The following is a 25,332-nucleotide window of genomic DNA, read 5'->3' as shown; positions in this document are numbered from 1 at the left end:
GATCAAAAATGATGGCACGAGGGTTGATCGTGCTAACTTTTCGGTTGGGAGGCGTCGAGTTTAAAAAATTGAGATCTTGGCGTAGCATCAGCCATCGTCATCCGACAGCTTTTGCCACAGATCCGGGCGGCGGATCCGGGTGATTTCCCTGCTCATGTCCCGCCGCCATTGGGCTACCTTGCCGTGATGGCCGGACATCAGCACATGGGGGATAGTGCGGCCCTTCCATTCGGCGGGGCGGGTATATTGCGGGTGTTCCAGCAGCCCCGAGGAAAAGCTCTCCTCCTCGGTCGAGGCCTGATTTCCCAGCACGCCGGGGATCAGGCGGACCGTGGCGTCGATCAGCGCCTGCGCCGCGATCTCGCCGCCGGTCATCACGAAGTCACCCAGCGAGACCTCCTGGATACCGTAATGCTCCAGCACCCGTTCATCCACGCCCTCGAAACGGCCACAGAGCAGGGTGACGCCGTCGGCGCGGGCCAGGGACTGCATCATCTGCTGGTCCATGGGTCGCCCGCGCGGGCTGAGATAGATCATCGGCCAGTTGCCCTGAACCCCCGCCATTGTGTGTTCAATCGCGTCGCTCAGCACATCCGCGCGCAGTACCATGCCCGCACCACCACCGGCGGGCGTGTCATCGACATTGCGGTGCTTGCCGACCCCGAATTGGCGTAGATCGACCGTTTCCAACTGCCAGAGCCCCTCTTGCAGGGCCTTGCCGGTCAGGCTTTCGCCTAGCACGCCGGGAAAGGCGGTGGGAAAGAGCGTGATGATCTTGGCTTTCCACACGCCATGCAGGTCTGGCGTGGTGGACATGAGTTCTTGGGGCCGCAGTGTCGGGCGAATCGCCTTGCGGCCATGAGATTTGCTTGGCGCTGTCATGGGGTGCTTGTAAAACAAACCCAAGCCTAAGCAACCATAAGCAAATTGAGGCGGCAGTGAAGCAGATTGAGATCAACCGGCCCCTCGTGGCCGGACCTAGCGTGTTGGAGGGTGCGGCCAGCCTTCTGTGGCAGGATGTGGCATCGGAAATCGGTTGGCCTGCGCAGGCCTGTTCGATGCGGGCGCTCAAGCTGGACCCCACCAGATCGGTTGCAGTTGTGAAAGTCACCGGTGCAGATACCAAGGCGGTTGTTCTGAAAGGTGAATTCGGCCGCTATCGCCCCGACAGGCTGGCCCGCGATCTGGAAGCGTTGGAGCGCGCCCGCACCGTGCTTGCCCCGTTTTCCGATCTCGTAGTGCCCGAGATATTGTGGAGCGATCCGGCGCGCGGTGTGTCGATCCAGTCCTTTGTGCCGGGCGACAGCGGCCGCAAGGCGCTTGCCTGGGCGCGGTTCGGGCTGGGTGACCGGCGCGACATCCTGCGCCGGTGCGGACGCTATGCCGCAGCCTTGCATCGGGGTGGGATGGATCAGACGGGCGGTTTCAGGCCGGGTCGCTTTCTGGGCAAAGTCTCGGAACGCGCGGCAAAAGTCCGGGAAGGCGCGGTGGCGATGCCCCGGCCCAAGCGGTTCCTTGGCCTCTGCGCCTATCTGCACCGTGCCGGGCGCCGCTGCCGGAGCGCCCCGGCCCAGCTTTGCCGCACCCATGGCGATTTCCATCTGCTGAACCTGATCGTCACCGATGACAGACTGACCGCGATCGATTTTCGCAGCCGGGGGCGCGATCATGGCTATCGCGATCTGGCCCGCTTCTGGCTGAATGCCGGTGACGCTTTTGATCCGACCGGTTCAGAGGCGTTGGGCTTCGCGGGGCTACCTCTGGCGGACCTGCAAGCGTTTGAAGAGGGATATGGGCGTCGCGCCCATGAAGACCCGGTTTTTGTGTTTCTCTTCGCAGTCCAGATGTATGGGGAGTGGTGCAAACTGGCTGGAACCGGCGGCAAGTTGCGACCGGATCAGCGGCAACAGCTCAACCGGCTGACATCGCGGCTGGATGCGTTGCAGGCTGCCGAGCGCCTAGAATAAACCTTCGGGCGGATCGGCGACGATCCGGCCCTGCGCAAGATCGACGGTCGGCACGACCGCAAGCGTGAAGGGCAGCAACACCGTGGCTTTCAGGCCGGGACCGTGGATTTCCAGCAGGTCCGCCGCGCCGTGGTTTAGCACCGATTTCACCCTACCCAGCAGAGCGCCGCCGGTGTCATATACCTCCAGCCCGATCAGGTCGGCGTGGTAGAACTCATCGTCGGGAAGCGACGGTAGTTGATCGCGTCGAGCAAACAAACGCAGGCCGCGTGCGGCGTCGGCCTGTTCCTTGGTCTCGACCCCGCCCAGCCGGGCGGCAAAACCGTTCTTGATGGCGCGGGTCAGCGTCAGCGAATAGCTCTTGTCGCCGACCTCGTCGGTGAGCGGCGAGTATTGCTCGATGTCTTCGGGGATGGCGCAGAAGCTCTTGAGACGAATCTCTCCCCGGACCCCGAAAGAGCCGGACACGGCACCCACGCAGATAAGGTCACTCATTCGGCAGCCCCGTTCCAAGACATAAACCATCGCGCCAGACACCGCGTTCCTCGCAGACCGCGTGCTGGTTATTGCGCTCATAAAGAACACCGGCCACGAAGGCGACCATCAAAAGCACGGGCAGGCGTATCAATCCGAACATCGGTCCTCAGCGGGTCTCAAGATTGAGCGCCTTGTTGCGGGTTTCCCAGCCCGCGCGCTCAAGCTCAGGGCTGTCTGATACCTCTTCGGGCCAGCCGATGCAAAAATAGCCAATCAGGCTCCAGTCTTCGGGCGCGTTCAGATCGCGGGAGAGTTGGGCGGGATCGAGGATCGAGACCCAGCCCAGCCCCAACCCTTCGGCACGCAATGTGAGCCAGAACAGCGTTATCGCGCAGGCAACGGAATATCGCCGCATTTCGGGCATGGTGCCCGCACCGAGCCCGCGGCCTTTGCCGGTACTGTCATCGCAGAACACCGCCAGCTGCACCGGCGCGTCCTGCATGCCCGACAGTTTCAGCTTGCTATATGTGGCGGCATCGACGCCGGAATAGCCCGCCAGCGCAGCGCTATTGGCGGCTCGGAAATTGTCCAACGCGGCGGCGCGGGCATCCGCGCTTTCGATGCGCAGGATGCGCCAGGGTTCCGACAGTCCCACCGAAGGGGCCGTCGAAAAGGCAGAGAGGCAACGCATCAGCGCTGCCTCTTCCACCGGGTCGGTCCGGAATCGGCGCACATCGCGCCGGAGCCGCATCAACAGGTCAAGCTGTTTGCGGAAATCCTCGCTGAAACTCAGATCCCGCACCTGGCCCTCCCTTATTCTTCCGCAGCAGCTTCGGCGGCTTCAGCAGCCTTGGCGGCTTTCTCTTCGGCACGCTCCTGGGCTTTCTTGCCGGGTGCGCCTTTGTTCGGGTTGTTGCGGTCGGCCTTGTCGCGGGTGCCTGCTGCTTCCAGCATACGTGCGATACGGTCGGTGGGCTGGGCGCCCTGGTCCAGCCAGTACTGAACGCGCTCGACGTTCATCTTCACGCGCTCTTCGCTGTCTTTCGGCAGCAGCGGGTTGTAGGTGCCCAGTTTCTCGATGAAACGGCCATCGCGCGGCATGCGGCTGTCAGCAGCCACGATGCGGTAGAAGGGGCGTTTTTTCGAGCCACCACGGGCCAGACGGATCTTCATTGCCATTGTGTTTTCTCCTTTGAATGGCGGTCACACCAAAGGTGTGCATTTGGGGGCATGCGATGGGATGAAGTCCCATCCTGCAGATTGGTTATTCCTGTTGTTTCTTGTGGTGCCGGATGACTTCCTGAATGATGAAATTCAGGAAGGCCCGGGCAAAGTCGGGGTCTAGATCGGCTTCTTCGGCCAATTGTTCGAGCCGCTCGATTTGCGCCGCTTCGCGGTTGGGATCGGACGGGGGCAGGTCGTGTTGCGCCTTGAGACGGCCCACGGCCTGGGTGTGCTTGAACCGCTCGCCCAGCGTGTAGACGAGGATCGCATCGAGGCGGTCGATGCTTTCACGGTGGTCCTTGAGAAGTTCCGCGGCGCGGCTGACGGGATCAGTCACGGGAAGATCCTTTCGCAGTGTCGGGCTGTTTCGTGTCGCATCAGGCCACCTCCGGCTTCGGGTGGCGGTAGATGATCGAAGGGGCGGGATCGCCCGAATAGGCCAGCGTGCCATCGGCAAAGGCGCCGATGCGCTCGGCCAGCGCGATGGATCTGTCATTGCCCGCGTCGATATAGCTGACCAGCGAGGGCAGCTTCATATGCTCGAACCCATAGGCACGGGCGGCTTCGGCGGCCTCGCTTGCAAAGCCGTGGCCTTCGGCCTCTTCGGTCAGCATGAAGCCCAGTTCCGGCTCTTCATCACCCGGCTCGAACCCGAGCACAATAAAACCCAGCAGCGTGCCATCCTGCCGCGCTGTGACAGTCCACAGCCCGTGGCCGCGCAGCAGCCACCCCGCGACCATGTTCGAGAAATCGTACCAGGCCTCGGCACGTGTCGCGTGGCCCAAATGCGCCCCGCGCGGGCTGAGCGCGATATCGGCATAGACGCGGAAATCTTCGATCCTCGGCGCGCGCAGCACCAGACGGCGGGTTTCCAGCACCGGTATCCGGTCGGCCAGTTGTCGCGCCTGCATCGCGCAGGGGCCTTTGACGGGAAGTTCGCACATCATGCGGCTCATGCGTAGGCCTCCATCCCGCCGTTTTCGAGCTGATCGGGGGAGGGATGACGCCAGACCAGCATCTTGCCGAATTCGGGGTGCTGAATGGGCGCTTCGGGCGTTGCGCCCATCCGTTTCGCCAACGCGATCGAGCGGGTGTTGTCCGCCATCATGCAACTGACGACGGTGTTCCAGCCAAGCACATCGTAGGCATAGGCGCGACTGGCGAACGCGGCCTCCAGAGCGATACCGCGCCCCTCCGCGACGTCAAAGACGGACCAGGCGATCTCGGGTTCGGGCCAGTCTTCGCGATAGAACAGCCCGACAACGCCAAGCGCATTGCCCGTGGCGGTTTCCGTTACCATCCAGCGCCCATATCCCCACAAATGCCATTGCCCGATCAGCGCTGACATCCTGTCCAGCGCCTGCGCGCGCGAAAACGGCCCGCCAACTCCGGCAGAGCGTGGCGAGGCGCAGAAAGCCGCATAAGCGTCGAGATCCGACAGGCGCGGGGCCCGCAGGATCAGACGCTCGGTTTCAAGCGTGGGGATATGGAGGGTAGTTCCGTTCACGTTACTTCTTCTTGCCGAACCCGCTCAAACCCGGGGGCAGGCCCATGCCGCCACCCATGCCAGGCAACCCACCGGGCATCTTGCCGCCCATTGCCTTGGCCGCCTGTTCCAACGCCTTGGGGTCCATGCCCTGCGCCATGTCGTCGGGAGAAGGGCCGCCTTTGCCGAACATGCCCTTCATGGCCTGTTTCAGCATCTTGCCTTTGCCCATCTTGCCCATCTTCTTCATCATGTCCGACATCTGCCGGTGCATCTTGAGCAGCTTGTTGATGTCGCTGACATGCATGCCCGAGCCCGTCGCGATACGTTTCTTGCGGCTGGCCTGCAAAAGCTGCGGATTGGCGCGTTCTTTCTTGGTCATCGACTGGATCACCGCGATCTGCTGGCGCAGCATCTTGTCATCCAAACCTGCGGCATCCATCTGCTTGGACATCTTGTTCATGCCCGGCATCATACCCATGACGCCCTGCATGCCGCCCATCTGGATCATCTGTTCCAGCTGCATCTTCAGGTCGTTCATGTTGAACTGACCCTTCATCATGCGCTTCATCATGCGCTCGGTCTGTTCGATCTCGAGCGTTTCCTGCGCCTTCTCGACCAGCGCGACAATGTCGCCCATGCCCAGGATACGGCCTGCGATCCGGTCCGGCTCGAAGGTTTCCAGCGCGTCCATCTTCTCGCCCAGGCCGACAAAGCGGATGGGCTTGCCTGTGACCGCGCGCATGCTGAGCGCCGCACCGCCGCGCCCGTCGCCATCCATCCGGGTCAAAACAACGCCCGAGATACCGATCTTGGCGTCAAACTCCTCGGCCACTTCGACGGCGACCTGACCGGTCAGGCCATCGACCACCAGCAGCGTCTCGCGCGGGGTGACCACATCGCGGACATCCTCGACCTCCTGCATCAGCACTTCGTCGATCTGCAACCGGCCAGCGGTGTCGAGCATATAGACGTCATAGCCGCCCAGGCTGGCCTGCTGTTTTGCGCGTTTGGCGATATCGACCGGTTTCTGGCCGGGCACGATGGGCAGGGTATCAACGCCGATCTGGTTGCCCAGCACCGCCAACTGGTCCATCGCAGCCGGGCGGTAGACGTCGAGCGAGGCCATCAGGACTTTCTTGCCCTCTTTGTCCTTCAGCCGTTTGGCGAGCTTGCCGGTGGTGGTGGTCTTACCGCCGCCCTGCAGGCCAACCATCAGGATCGGCGCAGGCGGGCTATCGATTTTCAGCGTGCCGGGGTCTTCTTCTCCGCGCAGCACATCGACCAGCGCGTCATGCACGATCTTGACGACCTGCTGGCCCGGAGTGACCGATTTGGTCACTGCCTGACCGGTGGCCTTGTCCTGGACCTTTTTGACGAACTCGCGTGCGACGGGCAGCGAAACGTCCGCCTCAAGCAATGCGACGCGCACCTCGCGCAGGGCGGCCTTCACATCCTCTTCCGAGAGTGCGCCCTGCTTGGTCAGTCGGTCAAAGACGCCTGAGAGGCGTTCGGATAGATTTTCAAACATGCCTCGGCCTCCTTAGCCGTTTTACGCGTGGCGCTTCCCAGATAAGAAACACCGGTGAATTACACAATCGCCCCCGCCCCCTTAATGTGGAGGCAATCCAAATGGATTTGCCCCCACGGGCGAAACTCGCTGGTGGGGGGCGATCCCTTTGATGAAAGGGACCGGAAGGTTTCACGCTTCCGGATGTTTGGGGTGGCGATACTAGAGACCCTCTGCGTTGTCAACTCAGACACTGGACTTCAGGGCGCTCTTGCCTCTGCCGCCATTTCGTTTCAAGAGCGATATGTCGTCAAAGGAGCAGATCATGGACGCCTCATCCGCCTTTCAGGACAGCTTACCGATCACGTCCGATGCGCTTTTGGCGCAGTTGGATGAATGGGGGCTGACATATCGCCTGCACGAGCATGCGCCGCTCCGAACAGTCGAGGATGCGAAATCGGTGGAGAGTGATTTGCTGGTGCCGGGTGAGACCGCGCTGCGGGTCAAGAACCTCTATCTGCGCGACCGCAAGAAACGGAACTATCTGGTCACGTTGCAACAGGACCGGGAAATCGACCTCAAGGTGCTGGGTGCGGAACTGGGGGTCGGCAATCTCTCGTTTGGCTCTCCTGACCGGCTGATGGAGAACCTCGGTATCCGACCGGGGGCCGTCAGCCCGCTGGCGATGATCACCGGGGTCGGTAAGGGCGTGCGGTTCTTTCTGGATCATGCCGCGCAGGAGGCGGATGTGATCAACATGCATCCTCTGGTCAATGACCGGACGGTGACCATGCCGCGTGCCGATGCGATGACCTTCTTTGAGCGTGTGGGCTGCGAGGTCAACTGGCTGCCCTAACCGGCGGCGCGCTCTTCCTCCAAAGCCAGATCCAGAGCGGCGGCCACATGTGCGGCGGAGGGATTCACGAAGAGGTGCCCAACGGCCTGAAAGCTCACGTCGTCCAGATGGTTCGGCCAGGCCAGGGGTAATTCGGTACAGGCCAGCAGGATTGCGGTTCCGGGTGCTGCATGGCGATCGCAAAAGCTCAGCAGGCGTTGCCGGGCCGTATCTGATGCGCCGCCATAGAACTCTTCGTCGATCAAGGCCTGCATCTCAGCAATCTCTGGATAGGGGAGTGGTTCGTTGGCCGCGATACCATGCACGGAAAGCGTCCGCGCGTAGTCACGCGACTGCATCGTGACGGTGGTGCCCAGAACCAGCGCGGATTGCGCGCCGGTGGCTGCGGTGGCTTGCGCCGCAGCGTCATAGATGCTGAGGATCGGGATCGTGACGCCTTCGCGGATCGCGTGCAGTCTAGCATGTGGTGTATTGCTGGCGATCAGCGCGACATCACAGCCCGTGCGTTCCAGATTGAGCAAGGCTTCGCGGAAGACTGCGTCAAACGCCGCCCAGCTTGCCTCGTCACCGGGAGTGCCGCGCAGGGCGCGCGTTTTGGCTTGGGTGACGGATTCGATGTTCATCGGCGGCACTGGCAGTGGCGATCCTGCGCCGCGCGCGGCAAAGAACTGGCCCGCGCCCTGACAGAGGGCACGGTAATAGTCCACGGTGGAGGCCCATCCGACGCCGCCAACGATACCGATTTTCTTCATGAACCTGCCTCCTCCGACGCACCTATCGGGGCGACTGTGTGGTCTGACGGGGTGGATTTCCAGCAAAAACCCGCCCCGTCTTGCCGTGAGTGGCGGCGGGGAGGTCAGGCGGCGAGGGTTTCGATCGCGTCATAGGCGTTTGCCAGAGCCGCGTCGGCATCGATCGCCATCTGGTCGGCGGCGACGATGTCCACATTGGTGATGCCCACGAAACCCAGCACATGGCGCGCATAGCCGGTGGCAAAGTCGACATCCGACCCTACTGCCGTGCCGCCCGAGGCAACAGCGAGCACGGCGCGCTTGCCGCTCAGCAGGCCGACGGGACCGTTTTCGTTGTAGGCAAAGGTCAGCCCGACGCGCGCGATCAGGTCGAGCCAGGCCTTGAAGGCGGCTGGGACCGAGAAATTGTAGATCGGCAGTCCAATCACGATTGTGTCGGCGCGTTGCAACTCATCAACCAGCGCGTCCGACAGGGACAGCACATCGCGCTGCACCGCGTCGCGATCCTCAGCAGGTGTGAAATTCGCATTGATCCAGTTTTCCGTGATCAGCGGTAGCGGCGCCGACAGATCGCGGCGGATGATCCGGCTGGCACCAAGTGTGCGTACGATCCGGTCGGACAGGTCACGGGTCGTGGAGTCCTTGAGGCGGGCGGAGGCATCGATATGCAGGATGGTCTGGGGCATGGGTATGGCCTTTGGCATGGGGTTGAATATGGGGAATAGATTGGGCATTGCAAATTCGAACGCAACTGTGGAAAATCAACAGGTATTGTTAGAATTTGCACATAGGCGCGAATATGGATAATTGGGATGAAGTGCGGACGGCCTATCAGGTCGCGCGGATGGGGACGGTGAGTGGCGCGGCAGAAGTGCTGGGCGTCCACCATGCGACGGTGATCCGTCATATCGATGCGATTGAGGCGCGGCTGGGCGTCAAGCTGTTCCAGCGCCACGCGCGCGGCTACACACCCACCGAGGCGGGTGAGGATCTGTTGCGGGTGGCGCAGGCCACCGATGATCAGTTCAGCCAGTTGGTCGGCCGTCTGAAAGGCCAGGGCGACGATGTCTCGGGCGAGCTGGTGGTGACCTCGCTTGCGTCACTGGCTCCGATGCTGGTGCCGACGCTGACGCGGTTCCAGCAGGCTCATCCGGGACTGATCGTACGCTATCTGACCGGCGACCGGCTGTTCCGGCTGGAATATGGCGAGGCGCATGTGGCAATTCGCGCCGGAACCGCGCCGGATCAGCCAGACAATGTGGTGCAGCCATTCATTAGTCAGGATATCGGGCTCTATGCCAGCAAGGCTTACATCGCGCGCTATGGCAAACCGAGCGGTATCGCGGATTTTGCGCAGCACTTCTTTGTCGCGACCGATGACGAAAACAGCCGCGCACCATTTTCGCGCTGGCTGCGCGAACATACTACGAGCGACAGGATCTCGTTTCGCTGCACCAATGGCTTCACCATGCAAGAGGCCGTGATGGCCGGGGCCGGCGTCGGCTTCATGGCCCGGTGGGAGGCAGCGCGCCAACCCGATTTGGTCGAGGTGATGGACCCGTTGCCGGACTGGGCGGGCAAACTGTGGCTGGTGACCCATGTGGACCTGCACCGCACGACCAAGGTGCAGGCCTTTCTGAGCTTCCTCAAATCAGAGGCCACCGACTGGTGCCCCTGACCCAGGCGCAAAGCGGCCATCTGGCGATGCTCACCTTCTCGGCGCTGGTCGCGGGAAGTTTTTCGCTGGGGGCCCAGATTGCCAATGAGATCGACCCGGCCGCGCTGAATGCGGTCCGCTTCGCCATCGCGACTGTCCTGATCGGCGCGCTTGTCTGGCACACCGGCGGATTGACGCGCGCGGCGGCTCGGGCGCCGTGGCGCTACGTGGTCCTGGGCGGGCTGATGGCGGTCTATTTCGTTCTGATGTTCGAAGGGCTCAAGACCGCAAGGCCGGTGAGCGCGGCGGCGGTCTTTACCATGACCCCGGTGATGTCGGGCTTTGTCGGGTGGCTGTTGCTGCGTCAGGTGACGACGCCACGGATGGCGCTAGCGCTGGCGATCGGGGGGGCAGGTGCGCTCTGGGTCATCTTCCGGGCCGATCTGAGTGCCTTGCTGGCCTTCGATATTGGTGGCGGAGAGATCATCTATTTCTGGGGCTGTATCGCGCATGCGATCTACACGCCGATGATCCGCAAGCTGAACCGGGGCGAGCCTGCAATGGTGTTCACCTTCGGGATGCTGGTTGCGGCGACGCTGCTGCTGTTCCTCACCGCGTGGTCCGACATTGTTGCGATGGACTGGCGAGCGCTGCGCCCCTTTGCTTTGTGGACGATCCTGTACCTGGCGGTGTTTTCGACCGGGACAAGCTTTGTCCTGACCCAATATGCCGCGCTGCGACTACCGGCGACTAAGGTCATGGCCTATACCTATCTGACGCCCAGCTGGGTTCTGCTGTGGGAGCTTGCCCAGGGGCGCGGCGCACCTCCACTTCTGGTTCTGGGTGGGGTCGCCTTGACCGTTGTCGCGCTGATCCTGCTGCTGAAAGACGAAGATACCACGCAGGCACTGCAGCGCCAGACCCCTGAATAGGGGTTCGTCGCCGGAGCGTCTCGTGCAAATGTGGCGGCGGTACAAACCAATCAGGGGTGGCGTGATGCGGATTGAGGCAATGGGCCTGATGCTGGGGCTGGCAATGCTCTCGGCCTGTGGCAACGGGTCGTCGAGTGGCGACGAAACTGCCATTTTGCAGGATAGTTGCGAAGCGTTGGTGGCGGCTGAAACCAATGTGCAGCCAAGTGCGGTCATGGCGATCACGACGAAGGATGTCCCCGGCGGTACGCTGACCACGGTCGAAGTGACCGGCGCGGTGGCGCCCTGGCTTTGCGCCGCCGACCCGACCGGTGTGATCCAAGGCATCGAGTTCTCTCAGGAAGGTTAGAGCGCAGCCCAAAAAAGTGGGAGCCGATTGTTGGAAAAAAACTGCGTGCCAAAACAAATGAATAGAGCGCGGGTCGTGCTCTATTTGCCGGTCTGCCCGTCGCTGTCCGGCTGGGTCAGCTCGCGTTCCAGAAACCGTTCGAACGCGTCCAGATTCACCGGTTCGAACTGACCGAAGCCTTGCATCCAGACCGACGCCGCGCGCATCGCGTCGGGTTGTAGCTTGCACCATTTGACCCGCCCGCGCTTTTCCTGCGCGATCAGGCCGGCGCGGGTCAGGATGCCCAGATGTTTCGAGATTGCCGCCAGCGACATCTCGAATGGCTCGGCTACATCGGTCACCGCCATGTCATCCTCAAGCAGCATGGCGAGGATGGCGCGGCGGGTCGGATCGGCAAGCGCCGAGAAAACAGTGTCGAGGTGATCGGACATGGGCCCTTCCTAATGTGGCGAAAGCGGTTTGACAAATCTCGCCCGCCCTCCAAGGTGCACGGGTGGGAGAGGGGCGAAGATGGCGCTGAAATACTGGATCGTGATCTTTGTCCTTGGCATCGGCTGGGGCATGTCCTTTATGTTCAACGCCATTCTGCTGCGCGAGCTGGGGCCATTGTCCGTCTCGATGGGCCGGGTCGGTCTGGGCGCGCTGGGCTGCTGGGTCTTTGTGATCGGTGCGCGCAAACCGGTGCGACTTGGTTGGCGGCGCGCGCTTGCACTGCTGGGCTTTGGCGCGCTCAGCTATGCTGCGCCTTTTGCGTTCTACGCGCTGGGGCAACAGCATATCGCGTCAGGCGTGGCGGGTATCGTCAACGCCACCACCCCGGCCTTCACCGTGATCGTGTCGCATTTCTGGCCGGGCAGCGAACGCGCGACGCTGATGAAGACGCTCGGGGTCATCTGCGGGTTTGCGGGCATCGTGTTACTGTCGCTGCCGGTGCTGGGGCGTGGTGCCTCGTCAGAGTTCTGGGCGATCCTGCTGACAGCCTGCGCGCCGCTTTGCTATGCATTCTCGGTCAATATTGCCCGGGCGTTTCGCGACATGCAGCCGGTGGTGCTGACGGCGCTGGCGCTGACCGGTGCGACGATTGCCATCGCGCCCCTCGCGCTGTGGGTCGACGGCATCCCGGTCATCACTAGAGCCGAGACATGGGCCTCGCTGGGTTTCATCGGGATTGTTCTGACCGCTGCGGCCTTCATCGCCTTTTATTGGATCCTGCCCAAGGTCGGGCCGACAAATATCTCGACGGTTACGTTTATCGCGCCAATCTCGGCGCTGATCCTTGGCACATGGGTGCTGGGCGAAACTCTGCTGCAGGAGCATCTGCTGGGCATGGTGGCGATTTTCGCGGGTCTGGTGCTAATCGACGGGCGCCTCATTCGCTGGCTGTTGAAAGCGCGTAGGGGCGAAAATCAACCAAAAGGTTGAATATGGCCAAAGGTGGCAAATCCGAGTTCGCTGGCCAATCCTGTCCGAAGTTTGTGAATTTCCCAGCGCTTAAAATTGTTATATAACAGTGCTTTAAATCCGAAGTGGGTGCGTCATATCGGTCGTTGACTCTCTGCCCAACCCCCCTTAGCACCATGACCAAGACGACAAGGGGCAAAACCGTTGACCGAGGACGACCAAAAGCAGCGGATGTCGCAGCTTGAGGCGCGGATCTCAGCGGCGAAAAAGGTGCAGGAGCCTGCGCCCCGAACCGACAAGGACTTTTCCCAAGGCGAGTTGGCCTGGCGGATGGTCATCGAAATGACGGCCGGCATCGTGATCGGCTTTGGCATCGGATACGGGTTGGATTACCTGCTGGGAACGATCCCGATCTTTCTGGTGCTATTTACATTGTTGGGCTTCGCGGGCGGCATCAAGACGATGATGCGCAGCGCGCAAGAGGTTCAGGATAAGAAATTGGCTGAACAGGCCAAGAGAGACGAGAGGGACTAGACGTGGCAAGCGACGCACACGGCGCAGAAGAGGGTGGCCTGGTTTTTCACCCGATGGATCAGTTCATCGTTAAGCCGCTTTTCGGTGGTGACACGGTTGCCTGGTACACCCCCACCAACATGACACTGTGGTTGGGTTTTGCCATTCTCGCCGTGATTGCCGTGCTGGTACTGAGCACTTCGAAACGCGCCATCGTGCCCGGTCGCGGCCAGTCGGTCGCAGAACTGGCTTATGGCTTCATCTACAAGATGGTCGAGGATATCTGCGGTAAGGAAGGGGTGAAATTCTTCCCCTATATCATGACGCTGTTCATGTTCATCGTCTGCGCCAATTTCCTCGGCATGATCCCGACGGCCTTTACACCCACCTCTCATTTCGCCGTGACGGCGGTGATGGCGCTGATGGTGTTCCTGACCGTGACCATTCTGGGCTTTGTCAAGAACGGCACCGCGTTTCTGGGACTCTTCTGGGTGTCCAGCGCGCCGCTGGCGCTGCGTCCGGTTCTGGCGATCATCGAACTGATTTCCTACTTTGTCCGCCCGGTCAGCCACTCCATTCGTCTGGCTGGTAACGTGATGGCGGGCCACGCGGTGATCAAGGTGTTTGCGGGCTTTGCCGCGATTGCCGTGATCTCGCCCGTCTCGGTTCTGGCGATCACCGCCATGTATGGTCTGGAGGTCCTCGTGTCCTTCATCCAGGCCTATGTCTTCACCATTCTGACCTGCGTGTATCTGAAAGATGCGCTGCATCCGTCACACTAAGGTCCGATACCCCAAAATCGAAACTTCCAAATCGTAAGGAGAACTCTCATGGAAGGCGAACTCTCGCACATCGGCGCAGGCCTGGCAGCAATCGGTTCCGGCGCAGCCGCAATCGGTGTGGGCAACGTGGCAGGCAGCTTCCTGTCCGGCGCTCTGCGCAACCCTTCGGCAGCCGCCAGCCAGACCGCGACCCTGTTCATCGGCATCGCGTTTGCAGAAGCACTGGGCATCTTTGCATTCCTGGTCGCCCTGCTGCTGATGTTCGCCGTCTAAGACCCCGCGAAACACATATCCTTACGGCCGGGCAGGGCGCGACAATCGCGATACTGCCCGGTGTAAGTTCACGTTTCCTCGGAGTACGACATGGCAACTCAGACCCAAGACGCAGGCCACGGCGCAGCGGATGCGGCACATGCCGCCGCTGACAGCGCTCCGGGCATGCCGCAGCTGGCATTTGAAACATTCCCGAACCAGATTTTCTGGCTGCTGGTCACGCTTGTCGTGATCTATCTGGTCCTGTCGCGCGTGGCCCTTCCCCGTATCGGGGCAATCCTGGCCGAACGTCAGGGGACCATCACGAACGATCTGGCCGCCGCCGAAGATCTCAAGGCCAAGGCCGTTGAGGCGGAAGAGGCCTATAACAAGGCGCTGGCCGATGCCCGTGCCGAGGCACAGCGCATTTCCGCTGAAACCCGCGCCGAGATTCAGGTCGGGCTGGACGAGGCAATCGCCAAGGCCGATGCCGAGATCGCAGCCAAGACTGTCGAGTCGGAAAAGGCCATTGCCGATATCCGCGCCGGTGCGCTGGAAAGCATTCAGGCCGTCGCCATCGACACGGCGGGCGAGTTGGTCACCGCATTGGGTGGCGAGTCGGATGCCAAGGCTGTTTCGGGCGCCGTTCAAACCCGGATGAAAGGATAAGCGTCATGCGCAATATCATCGCCCTTGTCCTGACCGCTGGCGTCGCCAACCCCGCCTTTGCCGCGAGTGGCCCATTCTTCTCGCTGGGCAACACCGACTTCGTGGTGCTGCTGGCTTTCCTCGTCTTCATTGGCGTGTTGTTCTATTTCAAGGTTCCGTCCCTGATCGGCGGTGCCCTGGATACCCGCGCCGAAGGCATCCAGTCGGAACTGGATGAGGCGCGCGCGCTGCGCGAAGAAGCCCAGACGCTGCTGGCCTCCTACGAGCGCAAGCAGAAAGAGGTGCAGGGTCAGGCGGATGCCATTGTGGCTGCGGCCAAGGACGACGCTTTGCTGGCGGCCGAGCAGGCCAAAGTCGATCTGGAGCAATCCATCGCACGCCGTTTGGCGGCTGCGCAGGACCAGATCGCATCGGCCGAAGCCTCCGCCGTCAAAGAAGTCCGGGATCAGGCCATCTCGGTCGCGGTTGCCGCTGCAAGCGAGGTGATCGCCAAGCAGATGACCGCTGCCGAGGCCAACAAGCTGATCGACAATGCAATCGCGGATGTTGGTGCAAAGCTGCATTGATTGATCAGGCCCGCCGCTCTTGCGTTGTCGGGCCTGACGCCACTGCTTTGTTGATCGTTCAACAATTGCTGTCTTCTGGCATCGAACCGAACTAAGACTGTTCCACCACTGTGCCGAGCGTAGTGCACAGCAGTGAGTTCGGTGATTGATGGTCCCCGCCCACCGCCTTAAACCTCGACCAAGGGCTTGTTTAATGACATCCAAATTGTTGCGCAAACTGAGCAAGAAACTCTAAGGGGCCGTTGGATACCGGGACAATATGGGGACCCATGGGACCTATGTATTCAGCCATGGCAGGCATCCGGCGTCTCGCATTTCCCTCGTCAATCATCTGGTGTCGCTCTACGGGTATGAAGACTATCTTGAGATTGGAGTGCGCCGAAAAGCGGACATGCATGACAAGATAATTGCACCAAATCGAGTCTCGGTTGATCCAGCAGAAGACGCAGAGGCTGATTTCAACATGACCTCGGATGACTTCTTTGCCCAGAACAAGCGGGAATTCGATATTGTATTCATCGATGGTCTGCACACGGGTGAACAAGTCTATCTTGATATCTAAAACTCGTTGGCCGCGTTGAAACCGGGCGGCGTTATCCTGTTGCACGATCTGAACCCTCCGACGGCGCAGCATGCCCGGGAAGTCTATGAGCTGAACGGAGAGTTTCCTGCGTGGAACGGAACCAGATGGCAAGGATATGCGCAGTTTCGCAAGGAAGAACCCAATCTGGAGATGTGTGTTGTCGATGTAGATTGGGGCGTGGGTTTTGTCAGGGTGGGCCGTCAAAATTGCTACGCAGGGCCGATCGAATCTTTTTGGGGACCTCGATCAGAACCGGAGCGAATTGCTGAATCTGATTTCGGTGCGTGACTTTCTTAGACGCCACCCATCGTCAAATCTCGAATGGTCGCCGCTTGATCCGATGAAGAGTTGAGCCGTCCGAGCCGCTAGGTCAGATACGATACGATATCCATGAATTGACGCGAAATGGCGCGACGGGAACAGTAGTTCTGAAGCGACAGAACTCGCTCTTTCGCATCCAACCAAGCCGGGCCGCCGAAGGTCAGGTCGATGTTTCGCAGACCGGTCAGAATGCTCTCTTCGGATGTGTCTGGAATGAGGTAAGGGTAGTCCTCGCCCAGCAGCAATTGTGCGTCATCTACAGATCGGTCAATCAGCACAGGCACGCCAAATTGGCTTGCGACAAAGCCTTTGGTAAAGGGTTTCGCAATCACTTCGGTCGTTAGGTTTGGTGTCCTGACGCAGTAGTGCAGGTTGAACTGTTCAAGTTGGTGGAAAAGTTGAGAGACTTCGTCGGCTCGGTCAGCTCTCAGGAATGTCACGGTTTCAGCGATGCGCTCGGTTTGGACCGTGTTTTCCAATGCACCAAAGTAAACCGGCCTCAGGCGGTCGGTTGGGCAGGATGCAGGTGCCGACATACGCTCATCCAGATTGTGATGCAGCAACATGACCTTGCCGCCAGTTTCAATTCGTCCCGATGTCAGCCTTTCCAGGCTTCTGGCAGCGGTCAACGAGGCTGCCACGTGCACGTCCGGATTTAAGTCAGCTGCAATCCGCAGGTCTATGTCGACATAGTCGATACAGGTAAATGCTCCTTTCCAGCGCAGTATGTCCAGAGTGCGTTGCTGGAGCCGCAGGAGCGACCATTTTGAGAATACCATAATCGCACCAGCAGGCTGTCGGATGGCCCATGCGTCTTGCCTGAACTGCTTGGATTTGGGCAGCTTGGTGACAGATATTGACAGCCTGTCACCGGTGCACTCTTCGAGCAGCCGGATGAGTTGGAATACGCGCAACTCCACACTGCCTGCAATGTTTAGGCCGGGATCAATCACGAAGATAACTTTGGTGGCCAAGGTCGGCTTCTTTCGGTTTCTGAACTCTGATCGGGGTCGTCGCAAGCGACTCTCGGTATTTGGGCTCAATAGGCCCCATGTCGGGAGAATTTCAAAGGCTTATCATGGAAGGGCTCGCGACGCGTCCACCAGAGAACTGCACAGGTCGAGGTACCTTTTCGCTGATTGTTTTTCGCAGAATTGTTCAAGCATAAGAGCGCGGCATTTCCTGGCCATCGACATCCGGAGAGTATCGTCAAAAAAAACTCTTGCGACGTGTTCGGCGAGCGTGCCTGCATCTTCTGGAGGCGCCAGAAATCCAGTTTCCCCATCGTGGACAAAGTCGATCATGCCCCCGACGCGAAACGACAAAACAGGTAGTTCGCAGGCCATCGCTTCGAGAGCGACATTAGGTAGATTGTCCGCCCGAGTGGGTAGCACGAATGCGTCGGCAGCGCTGTACGCTGTCGACAATGCATCTGCGCCGTCAAGCTTACCTAGATACCGTATACCCTCGTGTTGTTTGTCAGCCTTGCCCATAGCAACCGGGGTGATGCTCAAGTCCTTCGGCAGTTTGTGAAGGACTTCAAGAAGAAGGTCGAACCCTTTTCGATGTTCGTTGACATTGTCAGCCGCAAAAAGAAGAATCTTGTCTTCTGAGCCAAGTCCCAATTTTTGTCTGGCCTCCAGCTTGTCGATCGGGCGGTAGCGTTCTGTGTTCACTCCGGTTGGAATATGGGCAGTATCGAAACGCTTCAATACATTGCTCCGTTCGGCTTCTTTCTTAAGCCAAAGGCTGGGTGCAACCGGACGGAAGCGGTTGGGGTCGACTTTGGCAAAGGTCTCGAGTTTGCGGGTCAAAGCATAATGCGATAAATCATCGGGTCCAGGATGTTCCAACATCGGGCAATCACCGCAGGTGCGCGTGAAACCCGTGCAACCCATTGAGTAGTGGCATCCTCCGGTCATCGGGTTCATATCCGCCATGCGCCAGAATGCCGGTCTTTGTCCTATCTTCGCCATGAGCGGCTTCAGGTCGACCAGTTCTGAACTCCAATGAAGCGCATAGATGTCCGCGTCCGGTAACTGTCGCGCAAGAGAATTGCCCAAAGACCCAACGCCAATGGAAAACAGCCCAACTTGTTCGATCGGTCGCGGTTGGTATTTCCGCCGCAGTTTTTTGTTCCGCCTGCGGCAAATCTTGTAGTCTATCCAGTCACGCAAGGTCAGGTTGTCGCGAACGCTTATGAAACTGGGGTCGCTCCCGGTCTTGATGCGTACCAGGACACTGCTGTCCATCCCAAGGCCCGATAGCGCGGCGTGCAGCTTGGCAGCCGCCAGCATGGCACCTCCGCCAGAGTCGGCCTCGCAAATATGCGCAATCTTCATTAGGTCGGTCTCGGGTCGGTTTCAGTTGCTGATTTCCATCGGGAAACTCGCTGCACGATAGTTAAGAGGCCAATCAAGCTCAATTAGTGAATTCCAATCCCTGCACCGAAATTCGGAAGGGCGGTTATTCAAACCCCGTTTCATGTTGCAGCTTCTGCCGGGCGATGGCTTCGTTGCGTTCGGCTTTCTTTTGATCGGACAGGCATTGTTCGACATAACTCAGATGAGCTTGGACGGCGGCGCGGGCCGTGCCGGGGTCGCGTGCCTGCAAGGCGGTGTTTATCGTCCGGTGCTGATCCAGCAACGCGCTGCGGGTGGTGCGCTGGCGGAACATGACCTGTCGGTTATAAAAGACGCCCTGGCGCAGCAGGTCGAACATCGATCGCATCATGTGCAGCATGACGACATTGTGGCTGGCTTCGATGATCGCCATGTGAAACTGCGCGTCGAGCTTTGCCTCAGCTTCGGCATCGCGCGCGTCTTGTGCGGTCACCATCTTGTCGAACACCGTCTGGATCACCTTCAGATCGCTGTCCGACCCCAACCGCGCGGCGCGTTCCGCCGCCAGCCCCTCCAGGTCGCGCCGGAACGCGAGATAGTCGAAGACCGCTTCGTCATGGGTGGCGAACAGGCGCGTCAGCGCCGGGGAAAAGGCCGACCCCAGAACCTCGGCCACATAGATGCCAGAACCGGCCTTGCTGGTCAGCAGACCCATCTCCTGCAGCTCCGCCACCGCTTCGCGCAGCGACGGTCGTGAAACGCCCAGGCGTTCGGACAGTTCCCGCTCGGCGGGCAGGCGCTCTCCGGGCCGCAGGATGCCGCGCAGGATCAGCAGCTCGATCTGCCGCACCACAGAGGTGGAAAGCTTTTCGGGGTGAACTTTCTGGAACGGCATCGGAGTCTCGGGTCAAATTGGTCAATCGACATGACCACATCCCGAGGATCACCGCAAGCATGTGGGTTCACGATAGGCTGTAACAATAGGTCAGTATTGTTGACTTTATGGCCATCCCTGCTCAAGCTCCTCACCGCAGGGGAAAGTGCGAGGGAGCGATGGTCGAGCATATGATGGCCAGCCGGATGGCCGGGATGAAAGCATCCGAGATCAGGGAATTGCTGAAACTGCTGGATCAGCCCGGCATCATCTCGTTTGCGGGCGGAATTCCCGATCCCGCCCTTTTTCCAACCGCGGATTTTGCCGAGGCAACGGCCGAGGCGCTGAGCGACGCAAACTGCGCGCAGGCCCTGCAATATTCGGTCAGCGAAGGGTACCTGCCCCTGCGCCGCTGGATCGCGCTGCATATGGCTGGGTTGGGCATCCCCTGTGCGCCGGATCAGGTGATGATCACCTCGGGCTCGCAGCAGGCGCTCGACTATCTGGGCAAGATGTTCCTGTCGCCGGGCGACACCGCCCTTGTCGGCTGGCCCACCTACCTGGGCGCGCTGGCGGCGTTCAACGCCTATGAGCCGTATTACGAACAGCTGAATCTGAATGGCAACCGGGCGGCGGAGGATTACCGGGCGGCGGCGCAGGCGACAGGTGGTCTGGTCAAGTTCGCCTATCTCTCGGCCGATTTCTCCAATCCCACCGGAGAGACCGTCGACCGGGCCGGGCGTGAGCGGCTTCTGGCGCTGGCCGAAGAGCTCGATTGCCCGATCCTTGAGGATGCCGCCTATCAGGCGCTGCGCTACGATGGCGCGCCTGTGCCGCCAATCCTGGCGCTGGAACTGGCGCAAAAACGCGATCTGGATTCCTGCCGCACGATCTATTGCGGCAGTTTCTCGAAAACGCTTTCTCCCGGGCTGCGGCTGGGATGGGTTGTAGCGGCGCGGCCGGTTATCTCGAAACTGGTGCTGCTGAAACAGGCCTCGGACCTGCATACCGCGACACTGAACCAGATGGTGGTCTGTGCCGTGGCCGAGCGCGCCTTCGACAGTCATGTGGCCCGCCTGCGCACGGTCTATGGGCGGCGGCGCGACCGTATGCTGGCGGCGCTGGCGGAACATATGCCAGAGGGTGTCACCTGGACACGGCCCGAAGGTGGCATGTTCATCTGGGTCACGTTGCCGCCGCATCTGGATGGCGCGACCCTGCTGGCACAGGCAATTGACACCGCCAAGCTGGCCTTTGTGCCGGGACAGGCCTTCTTTGCAGATGGTAGCGGTGGCAACACCTTGCGTCTGGCGTTTTCCTGCGCGGATGAAGCGGCGACAGACGAGGGCATCCGTCGGCTCGGCGTGTTGCTGCGCGCGCAAATGTGACGGCGGGACTCATCCTTTGTTAACCCCGATCATGCGAGCCTGCCTGCATGTGGCGTTCCCTATTGCCTTTCGCGCTCGCGGCCTGCAGCACCGCCAGCCCCGAGTTCCGCGGCACGCCGGTTACCCGGGTCGAAGTGGGCGGTAGCGTCTTTGATGTGCGCGTGCGCGGCGGGCTGGCCGAAGCGGTGCGCCGCAACTCGCAATATGCCCCACGCCTCGGCCCGATCGGACCGCGTGCGGGCTCCGCGATGGCGCAGGTTTCGGGCTGCGAGGTTGTGGGGGTTCTCGGCGATCAGGCGGTGATGACCGGTGTGCTGAATTGCGACCGCAGACCGAAAGACTGGGCCTTGCCAGCCGCAACGGGGCCGGGCGAGGGGTCCGGCAGGGGCAGATAGGCCCTGATGCCCAGATGTTGTGGATAACTGCGCCAACGCGCCCATATAGGGCGTCTGTTCCGTTGACTTGCGGTCTCTCCGAGCGCAGTCTCGGGTGAGACAGGAATCACGAAAGCCCGCAATTGCGCTTCACGAAACTCAGATTGACAGGCTTCAAGAGCTTTGTGGACCCGACCGATCTGGTGATCGCGGACGGGCTGACCGGCGTCGTCGGTCCCAATGGCTGTGGCAAGTCCAACCTGCTTGAAGCGCTGCGCTGGGTGATGGGCGAAAATCGCCCCAAAGCGATGCGCGGCGGCGGTATGGAGGATGTGATCTTTGCAGGGGCTGCGACCCGGCCAGCCCGCAACTTTGCCGAGGTGTCGCTGCTGCTCGACAATGGCGAACGGCTTGCGCCTGCGGGGTTCAACGACAGTGACAATTTGGAAATCGTGCGTCGGATCACCCGCGATGTGGGCAGTGCCTACAAGGCCAACAGCAAGGATGTGCGCGCCCGCGATATTCAGATGTTGTTTGCCGATGCCTCGACCGGGGCGCATTCGCCCGCGCTGGTGCGGCAGGGGCAGATTTCGGAACTGATCAACGCCAAACCCAAGGCGCGGCGCCGTATTCTGGAAGAGGCGGCCGGTATCTCGGGGCTGTATCAGCGCCGGCATGAGGCCGAACTGAAGCTCAAGGGAACCGAGACCAACCTGACGCGCGTCGATGACGTGCTGGAACAGCTGGCCGCGCAGCTGGCGCAGTTGGCCCGGCAGGCCCGGCAGGCGGCGCGCTATCGCGAGATCGGCGAACAGTTGAGGCAGGCCGAAGGCATGCTCCTCTACCGGCGCTGGAAAGAAGCGGATGTCGCCCGCCTGACCGCCGAGGACGTGCTGCGCGACCGCACCACCGAGGCAGCCCGGGCCGAGGCCACCGCCCGGCAGGCGGAAAAGATCCGCGCCACTACCGAAGAGGCTCTGCCGTCCCTGCGTGAGGAAGAAGCGATTGCGGCTGCAGTGTTGCAACGCTTGATCGTGGAGCGAGGCGCGCTGGGCGATCAGGAAGCGCGCGCGCGCCAGACGGTCGAGACGCTGACGGCCCGCGTCACCCAGCTTGGCCACGATATCGAGCGCGAAGCCGGCTTGAACAAGGATGCGGGCGAGACCATCGAGCGTCTGGAATGGGAAGCGCGCGAGCTTGCCAAGGCGGGAGAGGGGCATGACGAACGTCTAGCCGAGGCCTCCGAGGCGGCACGCGAGGCCGCGAAGATCCTGCAGCAGCGCGAGGATCACCTGTCTCAGGTGACCGAGGATGTGGCGCGTCTGGCCGCCCGCCACCAGTCGGCCCAGCGGTTGGTCGAGGATGGTCGCAAGACGTTGGCCCGCTCAGAGGGCGAAGAGGCCAAGGCGCGCGCTGCGATGGAAGAGGCCGATCGGGCCGTGGCGCAAGCCGAAGAGGATTTCGACACCGCTCGGCAAGCTCAGGAAGAGGCAAGCGAAGCCGCCGAGGCCGCCGAAGAGGCGCTGGCCGCCGCCGACGAGCTGCGCAACGAGACACAGTCACGCGAGGCCGAAGCCCGCGCGCAGCGCTCCGAGGCCGAAGGTGAGGCCGGGGCGATCCGGGCGGAAACTGCCGCGCTGGCCAAGCTGGTTGAACGCGACACTGCCGAGGGTGGGCAGGTTCTGGACCTTATGCGGGTGGCTGCGGGCTATGAAAAAGCGTTGGGTGCGGCTCTGGCGGATGATCTGCGCGCGCCGCTGGCCGATGATGATGGCCCCTCGGGCTGGGTTCAAATCGCGGGGTATGACGCGGATCAGCCATTGCCGGATGGGCCAGAACCACTAGCGCTGCATGTTTCGGGTCCTGACCGACTGACCCGGCGGATTGGGCAGATCGGGCTGGTCGACAGCGAAGACGCAGCACGCCTGCAACCCTTGCTGAAACCGGGCCAGCGGCTGGTCAGTCGCGGTGGCGACCTTTGGCGCTGGGACGGGTTCCGGGCCTGGGCCGAGGACGCGCCAAGTGCGGCTGCTCTGCGGCTGGAACAGCTCAACCGGCTTGAGGGTTTGAAACAGGAACTCACCCGTGTCGAGGCACAGGCCGAAGGCGCGCGCGCAGCGCATGAGGCGCTGTCGCGGCAACTGGCCGAGGTCACCGAGTCCGACCGCCGCGCCCGTGACGCCCGCCGGGCCGCCGATCAGCGCGTCGCGGAAGCCGCCCGCGCGCTCAGCCGGGCGGAGGCGGAACGCAACTTGTCCCAAGGTCGGCTGGAAACCCTGAGCCTTGCGGTGAACCGCCACAAGGAGGACGCAATGGCCGCCCGCGCCAGCCTGAAAGAGGCCGAGGCCGGGCTGACCGATTTGGGTGATCTCGATACCGCGCGCGGTCATGTCGAAGACATCAAGCAGACGGTCGAGGCGGCCCGGATCACCATGCTCACCTACCGATCCAGCCATGACGAGGCGCGCCGAGAGGGCGAGGCGCGGACCCGCCGTGCGCAAGAGGTGACCAAGGATATCAGTGGCTGGCGGCACAGGTTGGACACCGCTGAAAAGCGGATCGCCGAACTGGCCGAGCGCAAGGCCAGGTCCGAAGAGGAACTGACCGAAGCGATGTCGGTCCCTGCCGAGATCGCCGAGGCGCGTGAGGAGCTGAGCGAACAGATCAGTACCGCCGAGGCCCGCAAAGCCGCCGCTGGGGACGCGCTGGCTGCTGCCGAGAACGCGCAGCGCGAGGCAATGATTGCCGAGCGTGACGCGGAGCGTCTGGCCTCGGAAGCGCGCGAGGCGCGCGCTGCCGCCGAGGCCCGCGCCGAGGCTGCGCGCGAAACAGTATCCGCCGCTGCCGAACGCATCGCCGAGGATCAGCAACTGACTCCGAACCAGTTGCTGAACCAGTTGGCGAGCGATCCCGACAGTATGCCCGACGCCGACACGCTCGAGGCCGAGGTCAACCGGCATAAGCGCCAGCGCGACGCCATGGGCGCGGTCAACCTGCGCGCCGAGGAAGATGCCCGGGAGGTGCAGGAAGAGCATGACGCGCTGCACTCCGAAAAGGCGGATCTGGAAGAGGCGGTGAAGACCCTGCGCAGTGGCATCGCCAGCCTCAACCGCGAAGGCCGCGAACGGCTGCTAACCGCGTTCGAGCAGGTCAATTCCAACTTCTCGATGCTGTTCAAGCACCTCTTTGGCGGTGGCGAGGCCAATCTGGTCATGGTCGAAAGCGACGATCCGCTGGATGCCGGGCTTGAGATCATGTGCCAGCCGCCGGGCAAGAAACTGTCGACGCTCAGCCTGCTCTCGGGTGGCGAACAGACCCTGACCGCGATGGCGCTGATCTTTGCGGTTTTCCTGGCCAACCCGGCCCCGATCTGCGTGCTGGACGAGGTCGACGCGCCGCTTGATGACGCCAACGTGACCCGGTTCTGCGACCTGCTGGACGAGATGTGTCGCCAGACCGAAACCCGTTTCCTGATCATCACCCACCACGCTGTGACGATGGCGCGAATGGACCGGTTGTTCGGTGTCACAATGCAGGAACAGGGGGTCAGCCAGCTGGTCTCGGTCGACCTCAAGAAAGCCGAGGCCATGGTGGCCTGAGCGCCTCGGATTCGCGTTTTCGGCGGATTCCTGCTAATATACCCTTATGTTTCGATTTTGTGTTGTGTTTGTTTTTGTGGTTTCCGCCGGGGCGATTCGTGCCGATGAGGACAATTTGGGCAAGGTGGGTTGGTCCGGCTATGGCACTCATTTCAGGATGTTTTCCGACCTAAGGCCAAAGATGTTGCGGCCAGCAACTCGTCGCCGCAGGCCGGTTAGAACGCCAAATTCGCTCTATGACAGGGTAAAGGACGGCATTTCGATGGGCATGCTCAAGCTGCGCCGCGAGGGCGACCTATGCCTGAGCTTTCGCAAGACCTTCAGCCGCTGCGATCTGGCATTAACCGAGGATCGGTTGATCCTGTTCAACCGGCGCAGCAACGGACGATTGCCGGTGCAGATAGAACTGGGGATCAGTCGGTAGCGGGTTCACTGTAACGTGACTCCCCTCGCGGTGC

At 61.4% G+C, this 25,332-nt stretch carries 32 protein-coding genes; 17 read left to right on the top strand and 15 right to left on the bottom strand.

Annotated features, from left to right (window positions below; translation table 11 throughout):
• Positions 1–87: 87 nt before the first annotated feature.
• Complete coding sequence (trmD, locus tag AB1E33_RS25410) at positions 88–882, bottom strand: tRNA (guanosine(37)-N1)-methyltransferase TrmD (RefSeq protein WP_372580033.1); 795 nt, start codon at positions 880–882, stop codon at positions 88–90.
• A gap of 56 nt (positions 883–938) precedes the next feature.
• Here trmD and AB1E33_RS25405 point away from each other — a divergent pair, with 56 nt between their 5' ends.
• Complete coding sequence (locus tag AB1E33_RS25405; protein ID WP_372580032.1) at positions 939–1,967, top strand: aminoglycoside phosphotransferase family protein; 1,029 nt, start codon at positions 939–941, stop codon at positions 1,965–1,967.
• Here the strand turns inward: AB1E33_RS25405 and rimM are convergent.
• From rimM to ffh, 8 genes are all read right to left on the bottom strand, one after another.
• On the bottom strand, positions 1,959–2,462 hold the full coding sequence (rimM, locus tag AB1E33_RS25400; RefSeq protein WP_372580031.1) for a ribosome maturation factor RimM: 504 nt from the start codon (positions 2,460–2,462) through the stop codon (positions 1,959–1,961). The two genes, AB1E33_RS25405 and rimM, sit on opposite strands and share 9 nt — an antisense overlap.
• Positions 2,455–2,604, bottom strand: coding sequence for a hypothetical protein (locus AB1E33_RS25395; RefSeq protein ID WP_372580030.1), 150 nt, complete (start codon positions 2,602–2,604; stop codon positions 2,455–2,457). The genes rimM and AB1E33_RS25395 overlap by 8 nt, the downstream gene beginning before the upstream one ends.
• A 6-nt stretch (positions 2,605–2,610) precedes the next feature.
• Complete coding sequence (bluB, locus tag AB1E33_RS25390) at positions 2,611–3,246, bottom strand: 5,6-dimethylbenzimidazole synthase (protein ID WP_372580029.1); 636 nt, start codon at positions 3,244–3,246, stop codon at positions 2,611–2,613.
• 11 nt (positions 3,247–3,257) lie between these two features.
• Complete coding sequence (gene rpsP, locus AB1E33_RS25385; RefSeq protein WP_372580028.1) at positions 3,258–3,623, bottom strand: 30S ribosomal protein S16; 366 nt, start codon at positions 3,621–3,623, stop codon at positions 3,258–3,260.
• Between the two features lie 85 nt (positions 3,624–3,708).
• Entirely contained in the window at positions 3,709–4,005 is a 297-nt protein-coding gene (locus AB1E33_RS25380; protein ID WP_372580027.1) for a chorismate mutase, read from the bottom strand.
• Positions 4,006–4,045: 40 nt separating this feature from the next.
• On the bottom strand, positions 4,046–4,624 hold the full coding sequence (locus AB1E33_RS25375) for a GNAT family N-acetyltransferase (RefSeq protein WP_372580026.1): 579 nt from the start codon (positions 4,622–4,624) through the stop codon (positions 4,046–4,048).
• Entirely contained in the window at positions 4,621–5,175 is a 555-nt protein-coding gene (locus AB1E33_RS25370) for a GNAT family N-acetyltransferase (RefSeq protein WP_372580025.1), read from the bottom strand. The genes AB1E33_RS25375 and AB1E33_RS25370 overlap by 4 nt, the downstream gene beginning before the upstream one ends.
• A 1-nt stretch (position 5,176) precedes the next feature.
• On the bottom strand, positions 5,177–6,685 hold the full coding sequence (ffh, locus tag AB1E33_RS25365; RefSeq protein ID WP_372580024.1) for a signal recognition particle protein: 1,509 nt from the start codon (positions 6,683–6,685) through the stop codon (positions 5,177–5,179).
• Positions 6,686–6,989: 304 nt separating this feature from the next.
• Here ffh and AB1E33_RS25360 point away from each other — a divergent pair, with 304 nt between their 5' ends.
• On the top strand, positions 6,990–7,520 hold the full coding sequence (locus tag AB1E33_RS25360) for a prolyl-tRNA synthetase associated domain-containing protein (RefSeq protein WP_372580023.1): 531 nt from the start codon (positions 6,990–6,992) through the stop codon (positions 7,518–7,520).
• On the opposite strand, the gene AB1E33_RS25355 is transcribed toward AB1E33_RS25360, so the two are convergent.
• Both AB1E33_RS25355 and AB1E33_RS25350 read right to left on the bottom strand, forming a co-directional pair.
• Positions 7,517–8,272: an aspartate/glutamate racemase family protein gene (locus AB1E33_RS25355; RefSeq protein ID WP_372580022.1), complete on the bottom strand. Its 756-nt coding sequence runs from the start codon at positions 8,270–8,272 to the stop codon at positions 7,517–7,519. The genes AB1E33_RS25360 and AB1E33_RS25355 overlap by 4 nt on opposite strands.
• Positions 8,273–8,376: 104 nt before the next feature.
• Complete coding sequence (locus AB1E33_RS25350) at positions 8,377–8,958, bottom strand: FMN-dependent NADH-azoreductase (RefSeq protein WP_372580021.1); 582 nt, start codon at positions 8,956–8,958, stop codon at positions 8,377–8,379.
• 113 nt (positions 8,959–9,071) lie between these two features.
• On the opposite strand from AB1E33_RS25350, the gene AB1E33_RS25345 reads away from it, so the two are divergent.
• The 3 genes from AB1E33_RS25345 to AB1E33_RS25335 all read left to right on the top strand — a co-directional run bounded on the left by AB1E33_RS25345 (position 9,072) and on the right by AB1E33_RS25335 (position 11,210).
• Entirely contained in the window at positions 9,072–9,950 is an 879-nt protein-coding gene (locus AB1E33_RS25345; protein WP_372580020.1) for a LysR family transcriptional regulator, read from the top strand.
• The gene (locus AB1E33_RS25340; RefSeq protein ID WP_372580104.1) at positions 9,938–10,861 is read left to right on the top strand and encodes a DMT family transporter; all 924 of its coding nucleotides are present in this window, start codon (positions 9,938–9,940) and stop codon (positions 10,859–10,861) included. Before AB1E33_RS25345 ends, AB1E33_RS25340 begins: the two co-directional genes overlap by 13 nt.
• A 64-nt stretch (positions 10,862–10,925) precedes the next feature.
• Positions 10,926–11,210: a hypothetical protein gene (locus AB1E33_RS25335; RefSeq protein ID WP_372580019.1), complete on the top strand. Its 285-nt coding sequence runs from the start codon at positions 10,926–10,928 to the stop codon at positions 11,208–11,210.
• An 80-nt stretch (positions 11,211–11,290) separates the two neighbouring features.
• Here AB1E33_RS25335 and AB1E33_RS25330 read toward each other — a convergent pair whose 3' ends face one another.
• Positions 11,291–11,641 carry an ArsR/SmtB family transcription factor gene (locus tag AB1E33_RS25330; RefSeq protein WP_372580018.1) on the bottom strand — a complete coding sequence of 117 codons (351 nt, stop codon included), beginning with the start codon at positions 11,639–11,641 and terminating at the stop codon, positions 11,291–11,293.
• Between the two features lie 79 nt (positions 11,642–11,720).
• On the opposite strand from AB1E33_RS25330, the gene AB1E33_RS25325 reads away from it, so the two are divergent.
• The 8 genes from AB1E33_RS25325 to AB1E33_RS25290 all read left to right on the top strand — a co-directional run bounded on the left by AB1E33_RS25325 (position 11,721) and on the right by AB1E33_RS25290 (position 16,264).
• Entirely contained in the window at positions 11,721–12,632 is a 912-nt protein-coding gene (locus AB1E33_RS25325) for a DMT family transporter (protein ID WP_372580017.1), read from the top strand.
• A gap of 183 nt (positions 12,633–12,815) precedes the next feature.
• Positions 12,816–13,145: an AtpZ/AtpI family protein gene (locus AB1E33_RS25320; protein WP_372580016.1), complete on the top strand. Its 330-nt coding sequence runs from the start codon at positions 12,816–12,818 to the stop codon at positions 13,143–13,145.
• A 53-nt stretch (positions 13,146–13,198) separates the two neighbouring features.
• A complete protein-coding gene (locus tag AB1E33_RS25315) occupies positions 13,199–13,906 on the top strand; it encodes a F0F1 ATP synthase subunit A (RefSeq protein WP_372580103.1) in 708 nt (235 codons plus the stop codon).
• A gap of 48 nt (positions 13,907–13,954) precedes the next feature.
• Positions 13,955–14,179, top strand: coding sequence for a F0F1 ATP synthase subunit C (locus tag AB1E33_RS25310; protein ID WP_249710612.1), 225 nt, complete (start codon positions 13,955–13,957; stop codon positions 14,177–14,179).
• A gap of 90 nt (positions 14,180–14,269) precedes the next feature.
• Positions 14,270–14,827 (top strand): F0F1 ATP synthase subunit B', encoded by a 558-nt coding sequence (locus AB1E33_RS25305; protein ID WP_372580015.1) that lies wholly within the window; start codon positions 14,270–14,272, stop codon positions 14,825–14,827.
• Between the two features lie 5 nt (positions 14,828–14,832).
• A complete protein-coding gene (locus AB1E33_RS25300) occupies positions 14,833–15,393 on the top strand; it encodes a F0F1 ATP synthase subunit B (protein ID WP_372580014.1) in 561 nt (186 codons plus the stop codon).
• A gap of 259 nt (positions 15,394–15,652) precedes the next feature.
• Positions 15,653–15,955, top strand: a complete 303-nt coding sequence (locus AB1E33_RS25295; RefSeq protein WP_372580013.1) for a class I SAM-dependent methyltransferase — start codon at positions 15,653–15,655, stop codon at positions 15,953–15,955.
• A gap of 39 nt (positions 15,956–15,994) precedes the next feature.
• Entirely contained in the window at positions 15,995–16,264 is a 270-nt protein-coding gene (locus AB1E33_RS25290; protein ID WP_372580012.1) for a hypothetical protein, read from the top strand.
• Between the two features lie 77 nt (positions 16,265–16,341).
• Here AB1E33_RS25290 and AB1E33_RS25285 read toward each other — a convergent pair whose 3' ends face one another.
• The 3 genes from AB1E33_RS25285 to AB1E33_RS25275 form a co-directional block, all read right to left on the bottom strand.
• Positions 16,342–17,250: a hypothetical protein gene (locus tag AB1E33_RS25285; RefSeq protein WP_372580011.1), complete on the bottom strand. Its 909-nt coding sequence runs from the start codon at positions 17,248–17,250 to the stop codon at positions 16,342–16,344.
• Between the two features lie 123 nt (positions 17,251–17,373).
• Positions 17,374–18,594, bottom strand: a complete 1,221-nt coding sequence (locus AB1E33_RS25280) for a glycosyltransferase (RefSeq protein ID WP_372580010.1) — start codon at positions 18,592–18,594, stop codon at positions 17,374–17,376.
• Between the two features lie 169 nt (positions 18,595–18,763).
• Positions 18,764–19,534, bottom strand: a complete 771-nt coding sequence (locus AB1E33_RS25275) for an FCD domain-containing protein (RefSeq protein ID WP_372580009.1) — start codon at positions 19,532–19,534, stop codon at positions 18,764–18,766.
• 158 nt (positions 19,535–19,692) lie between these two features.
• Between AB1E33_RS25275 and AB1E33_RS25270 the strand changes: the two genes are divergently transcribed.
• From AB1E33_RS25270 to AB1E33_RS25255, 4 genes are all read left to right on the top strand, one after another.
• On the top strand, positions 19,693–20,901 hold the full coding sequence (locus AB1E33_RS25270; protein ID WP_372580008.1) for an aminotransferase-like domain-containing protein: 1,209 nt from the start codon (positions 19,693–19,695) through the stop codon (positions 20,899–20,901).
• A 47-nt stretch (positions 20,902–20,948) separates the two neighbouring features.
• Positions 20,949–21,296, top strand: coding sequence for a hypothetical protein (locus tag AB1E33_RS25265; protein ID WP_372580007.1), 348 nt, complete (start codon positions 20,949–20,951; stop codon positions 21,294–21,296).
• 122 nt (positions 21,297–21,418) lie between these two features.
• Entirely contained in the window at positions 21,419–24,874 is a 3,456-nt protein-coding gene (locus AB1E33_RS25260) for a chromosome segregation SMC family protein (RefSeq protein ID WP_372580006.1), read from the top strand.
• 262 nt (positions 24,875–25,136) lie between these two features.
• Positions 25,137–25,298, top strand: coding sequence for a hypothetical protein (locus AB1E33_RS25255; protein WP_372580005.1), 162 nt, complete (start codon positions 25,137–25,139; stop codon positions 25,296–25,298).
• Positions 25,299–25,332 lie beyond the last annotated feature (34 nt).

The organism is Ruegeria hyattellae, from assembly GCF_041537925.1.
Lineage (GTDB): Bacteria > Pseudomonadota > Alphaproteobacteria > Rhodobacterales > Rhodobacteraceae > Ruegeria_C.
Note: the sequence above shows the minus strand (reverse complement) of the source record. Positions and strands in the feature narration are given on the sequence as shown.

What these genes read in the sequence shown, in the direction of transcription:
- trmD (WP_372580033.1), bottom strand. Translation starts at nt 882, where the DNA reads ATGACAGCGCCAAGCAAATCTCATGGCCGCAAGGCGATTCGCCCGACA.
- rimM (WP_372580031.1), bottom strand. Translation starts at nt 2,462, where the DNA reads ATGAGTGACCTTATCTGCGTGGGTGCCGTGTCCGGCTCTTTCGGGGTC.
- AB1E33_RS25395 (WP_372580030.1), bottom strand. Translation starts at nt 2,604, where the DNA reads ATGTTCGGATTGATACGCCTGCCCGTGCTTTTGATGGTCGCCTTCGTG.
- rpsP (WP_372580028.1), bottom strand. Translation starts at nt 3,623, where the DNA reads ATGGCAATGAAGATCCGTCTGGCCCGTGGTGGCTCGAAAAAACGCCCC.
- AB1E33_RS25375 (WP_372580026.1), bottom strand. Translation starts at nt 4,624, where the DNA reads ATGAGCCGCATGATGTGCGAACTTCCCGTCAAAGGCCCCTGCGCGATG.
- ffh (WP_372580024.1), bottom strand. Translation starts at nt 6,685, where the DNA reads ATGTTTGAAAATCTATCCGAACGCCTCTCAGGCGTCTTTGACCGACTG.
- AB1E33_RS25360 (WP_372580023.1), top strand. Translation starts at nt 6,990, where the DNA reads ATGGACGCCTCATCCGCCTTTCAGGACAGCTTACCGATCACGTCCGAT.
- AB1E33_RS25355 (WP_372580022.1), bottom strand. Translation starts at nt 8,272, where the DNA reads ATGAAGAAAATCGGTATCGTTGGCGGCGTCGGATGGGCCTCCACCGTG.
- AB1E33_RS25350 (WP_372580021.1), bottom strand. Translation starts at nt 8,958, where the DNA reads ATGCCCCAGACCATCCTGCATATCGATGCCTCCGCCCGCCTCAAGGAC.
- AB1E33_RS25345 (WP_372580020.1), top strand. Translation starts at nt 9,072, where the DNA reads ATGGATAATTGGGATGAAGTGCGGACGGCCTATCAGGTCGCGCGGATG.
- AB1E33_RS25335 (WP_372580019.1), top strand. Translation starts at nt 10,926, where the DNA reads ATGCGGATTGAGGCAATGGGCCTGATGCTGGGGCTGGCAATGCTCTCG.
- AB1E33_RS25330 (WP_372580018.1), bottom strand. Translation starts at nt 11,641, where the DNA reads ATGTCCGATCACCTCGACACTGTTTTCTCGGCGCTTGCCGATCCGACC.
- AB1E33_RS25325 (WP_372580017.1), top strand. Translation starts at nt 11,721, where the DNA reads ATGGCGCTGAAATACTGGATCGTGATCTTTGTCCTTGGCATCGGCTGG.
- AB1E33_RS25315 (WP_372580103.1), top strand. Translation starts at nt 13,199, where the DNA reads ATGGATCAGTTCATCGTTAAGCCGCTTTTCGGTGGTGACACGGTTGCC.
- AB1E33_RS25310 (WP_249710612.1), top strand. Translation starts at nt 13,955, where the DNA reads ATGGAAGGCGAACTCTCGCACATCGGCGCAGGCCTGGCAGCAATCGGT.
- AB1E33_RS25305 (WP_372580015.1), top strand. Translation starts at nt 14,270, where the DNA reads ATGGCAACTCAGACCCAAGACGCAGGCCACGGCGCAGCGGATGCGGCA.
- AB1E33_RS25300 (WP_372580014.1), top strand. Translation starts at nt 14,833, where the DNA reads ATGCGCAATATCATCGCCCTTGTCCTGACCGCTGGCGTCGCCAACCCC.
- AB1E33_RS25295 (WP_372580013.1), top strand. Translation starts at nt 15,653, where the DNA reads ATGGGGACCCATGGGACCTATGTATTCAGCCATGGCAGGCATCCGGCG.
- AB1E33_RS25280 (WP_372580010.1), bottom strand. Translation starts at nt 18,594, where the DNA reads ATGCTGGCGGCTGCCAAGCTGCACGCCGCGCTATCGGGCCTTGGGATG.
- AB1E33_RS25275 (WP_372580009.1), bottom strand. Translation starts at nt 19,534, where the DNA reads ATGCCGTTCCAGAAAGTTCACCCCGAAAAGCTTTCCACCTCTGTGGTG.
- AB1E33_RS25270 (WP_372580008.1), top strand. Translation starts at nt 19,693, where the DNA reads ATGGTCGAGCATATGATGGCCAGCCGGATGGCCGGGATGAAAGCATCC.
- AB1E33_RS25265 (WP_372580007.1), top strand. Translation starts at nt 20,949, where the DNA reads ATGTGGCGTTCCCTATTGCCTTTCGCGCTCGCGGCCTGCAGCACCGCC.
- AB1E33_RS25255 (WP_372580005.1), top strand. Translation starts at nt 25,137, where the DNA reads ATGGGCATGCTCAAGCTGCGCCGCGAGGGCGACCTATGCCTGAGCTTT.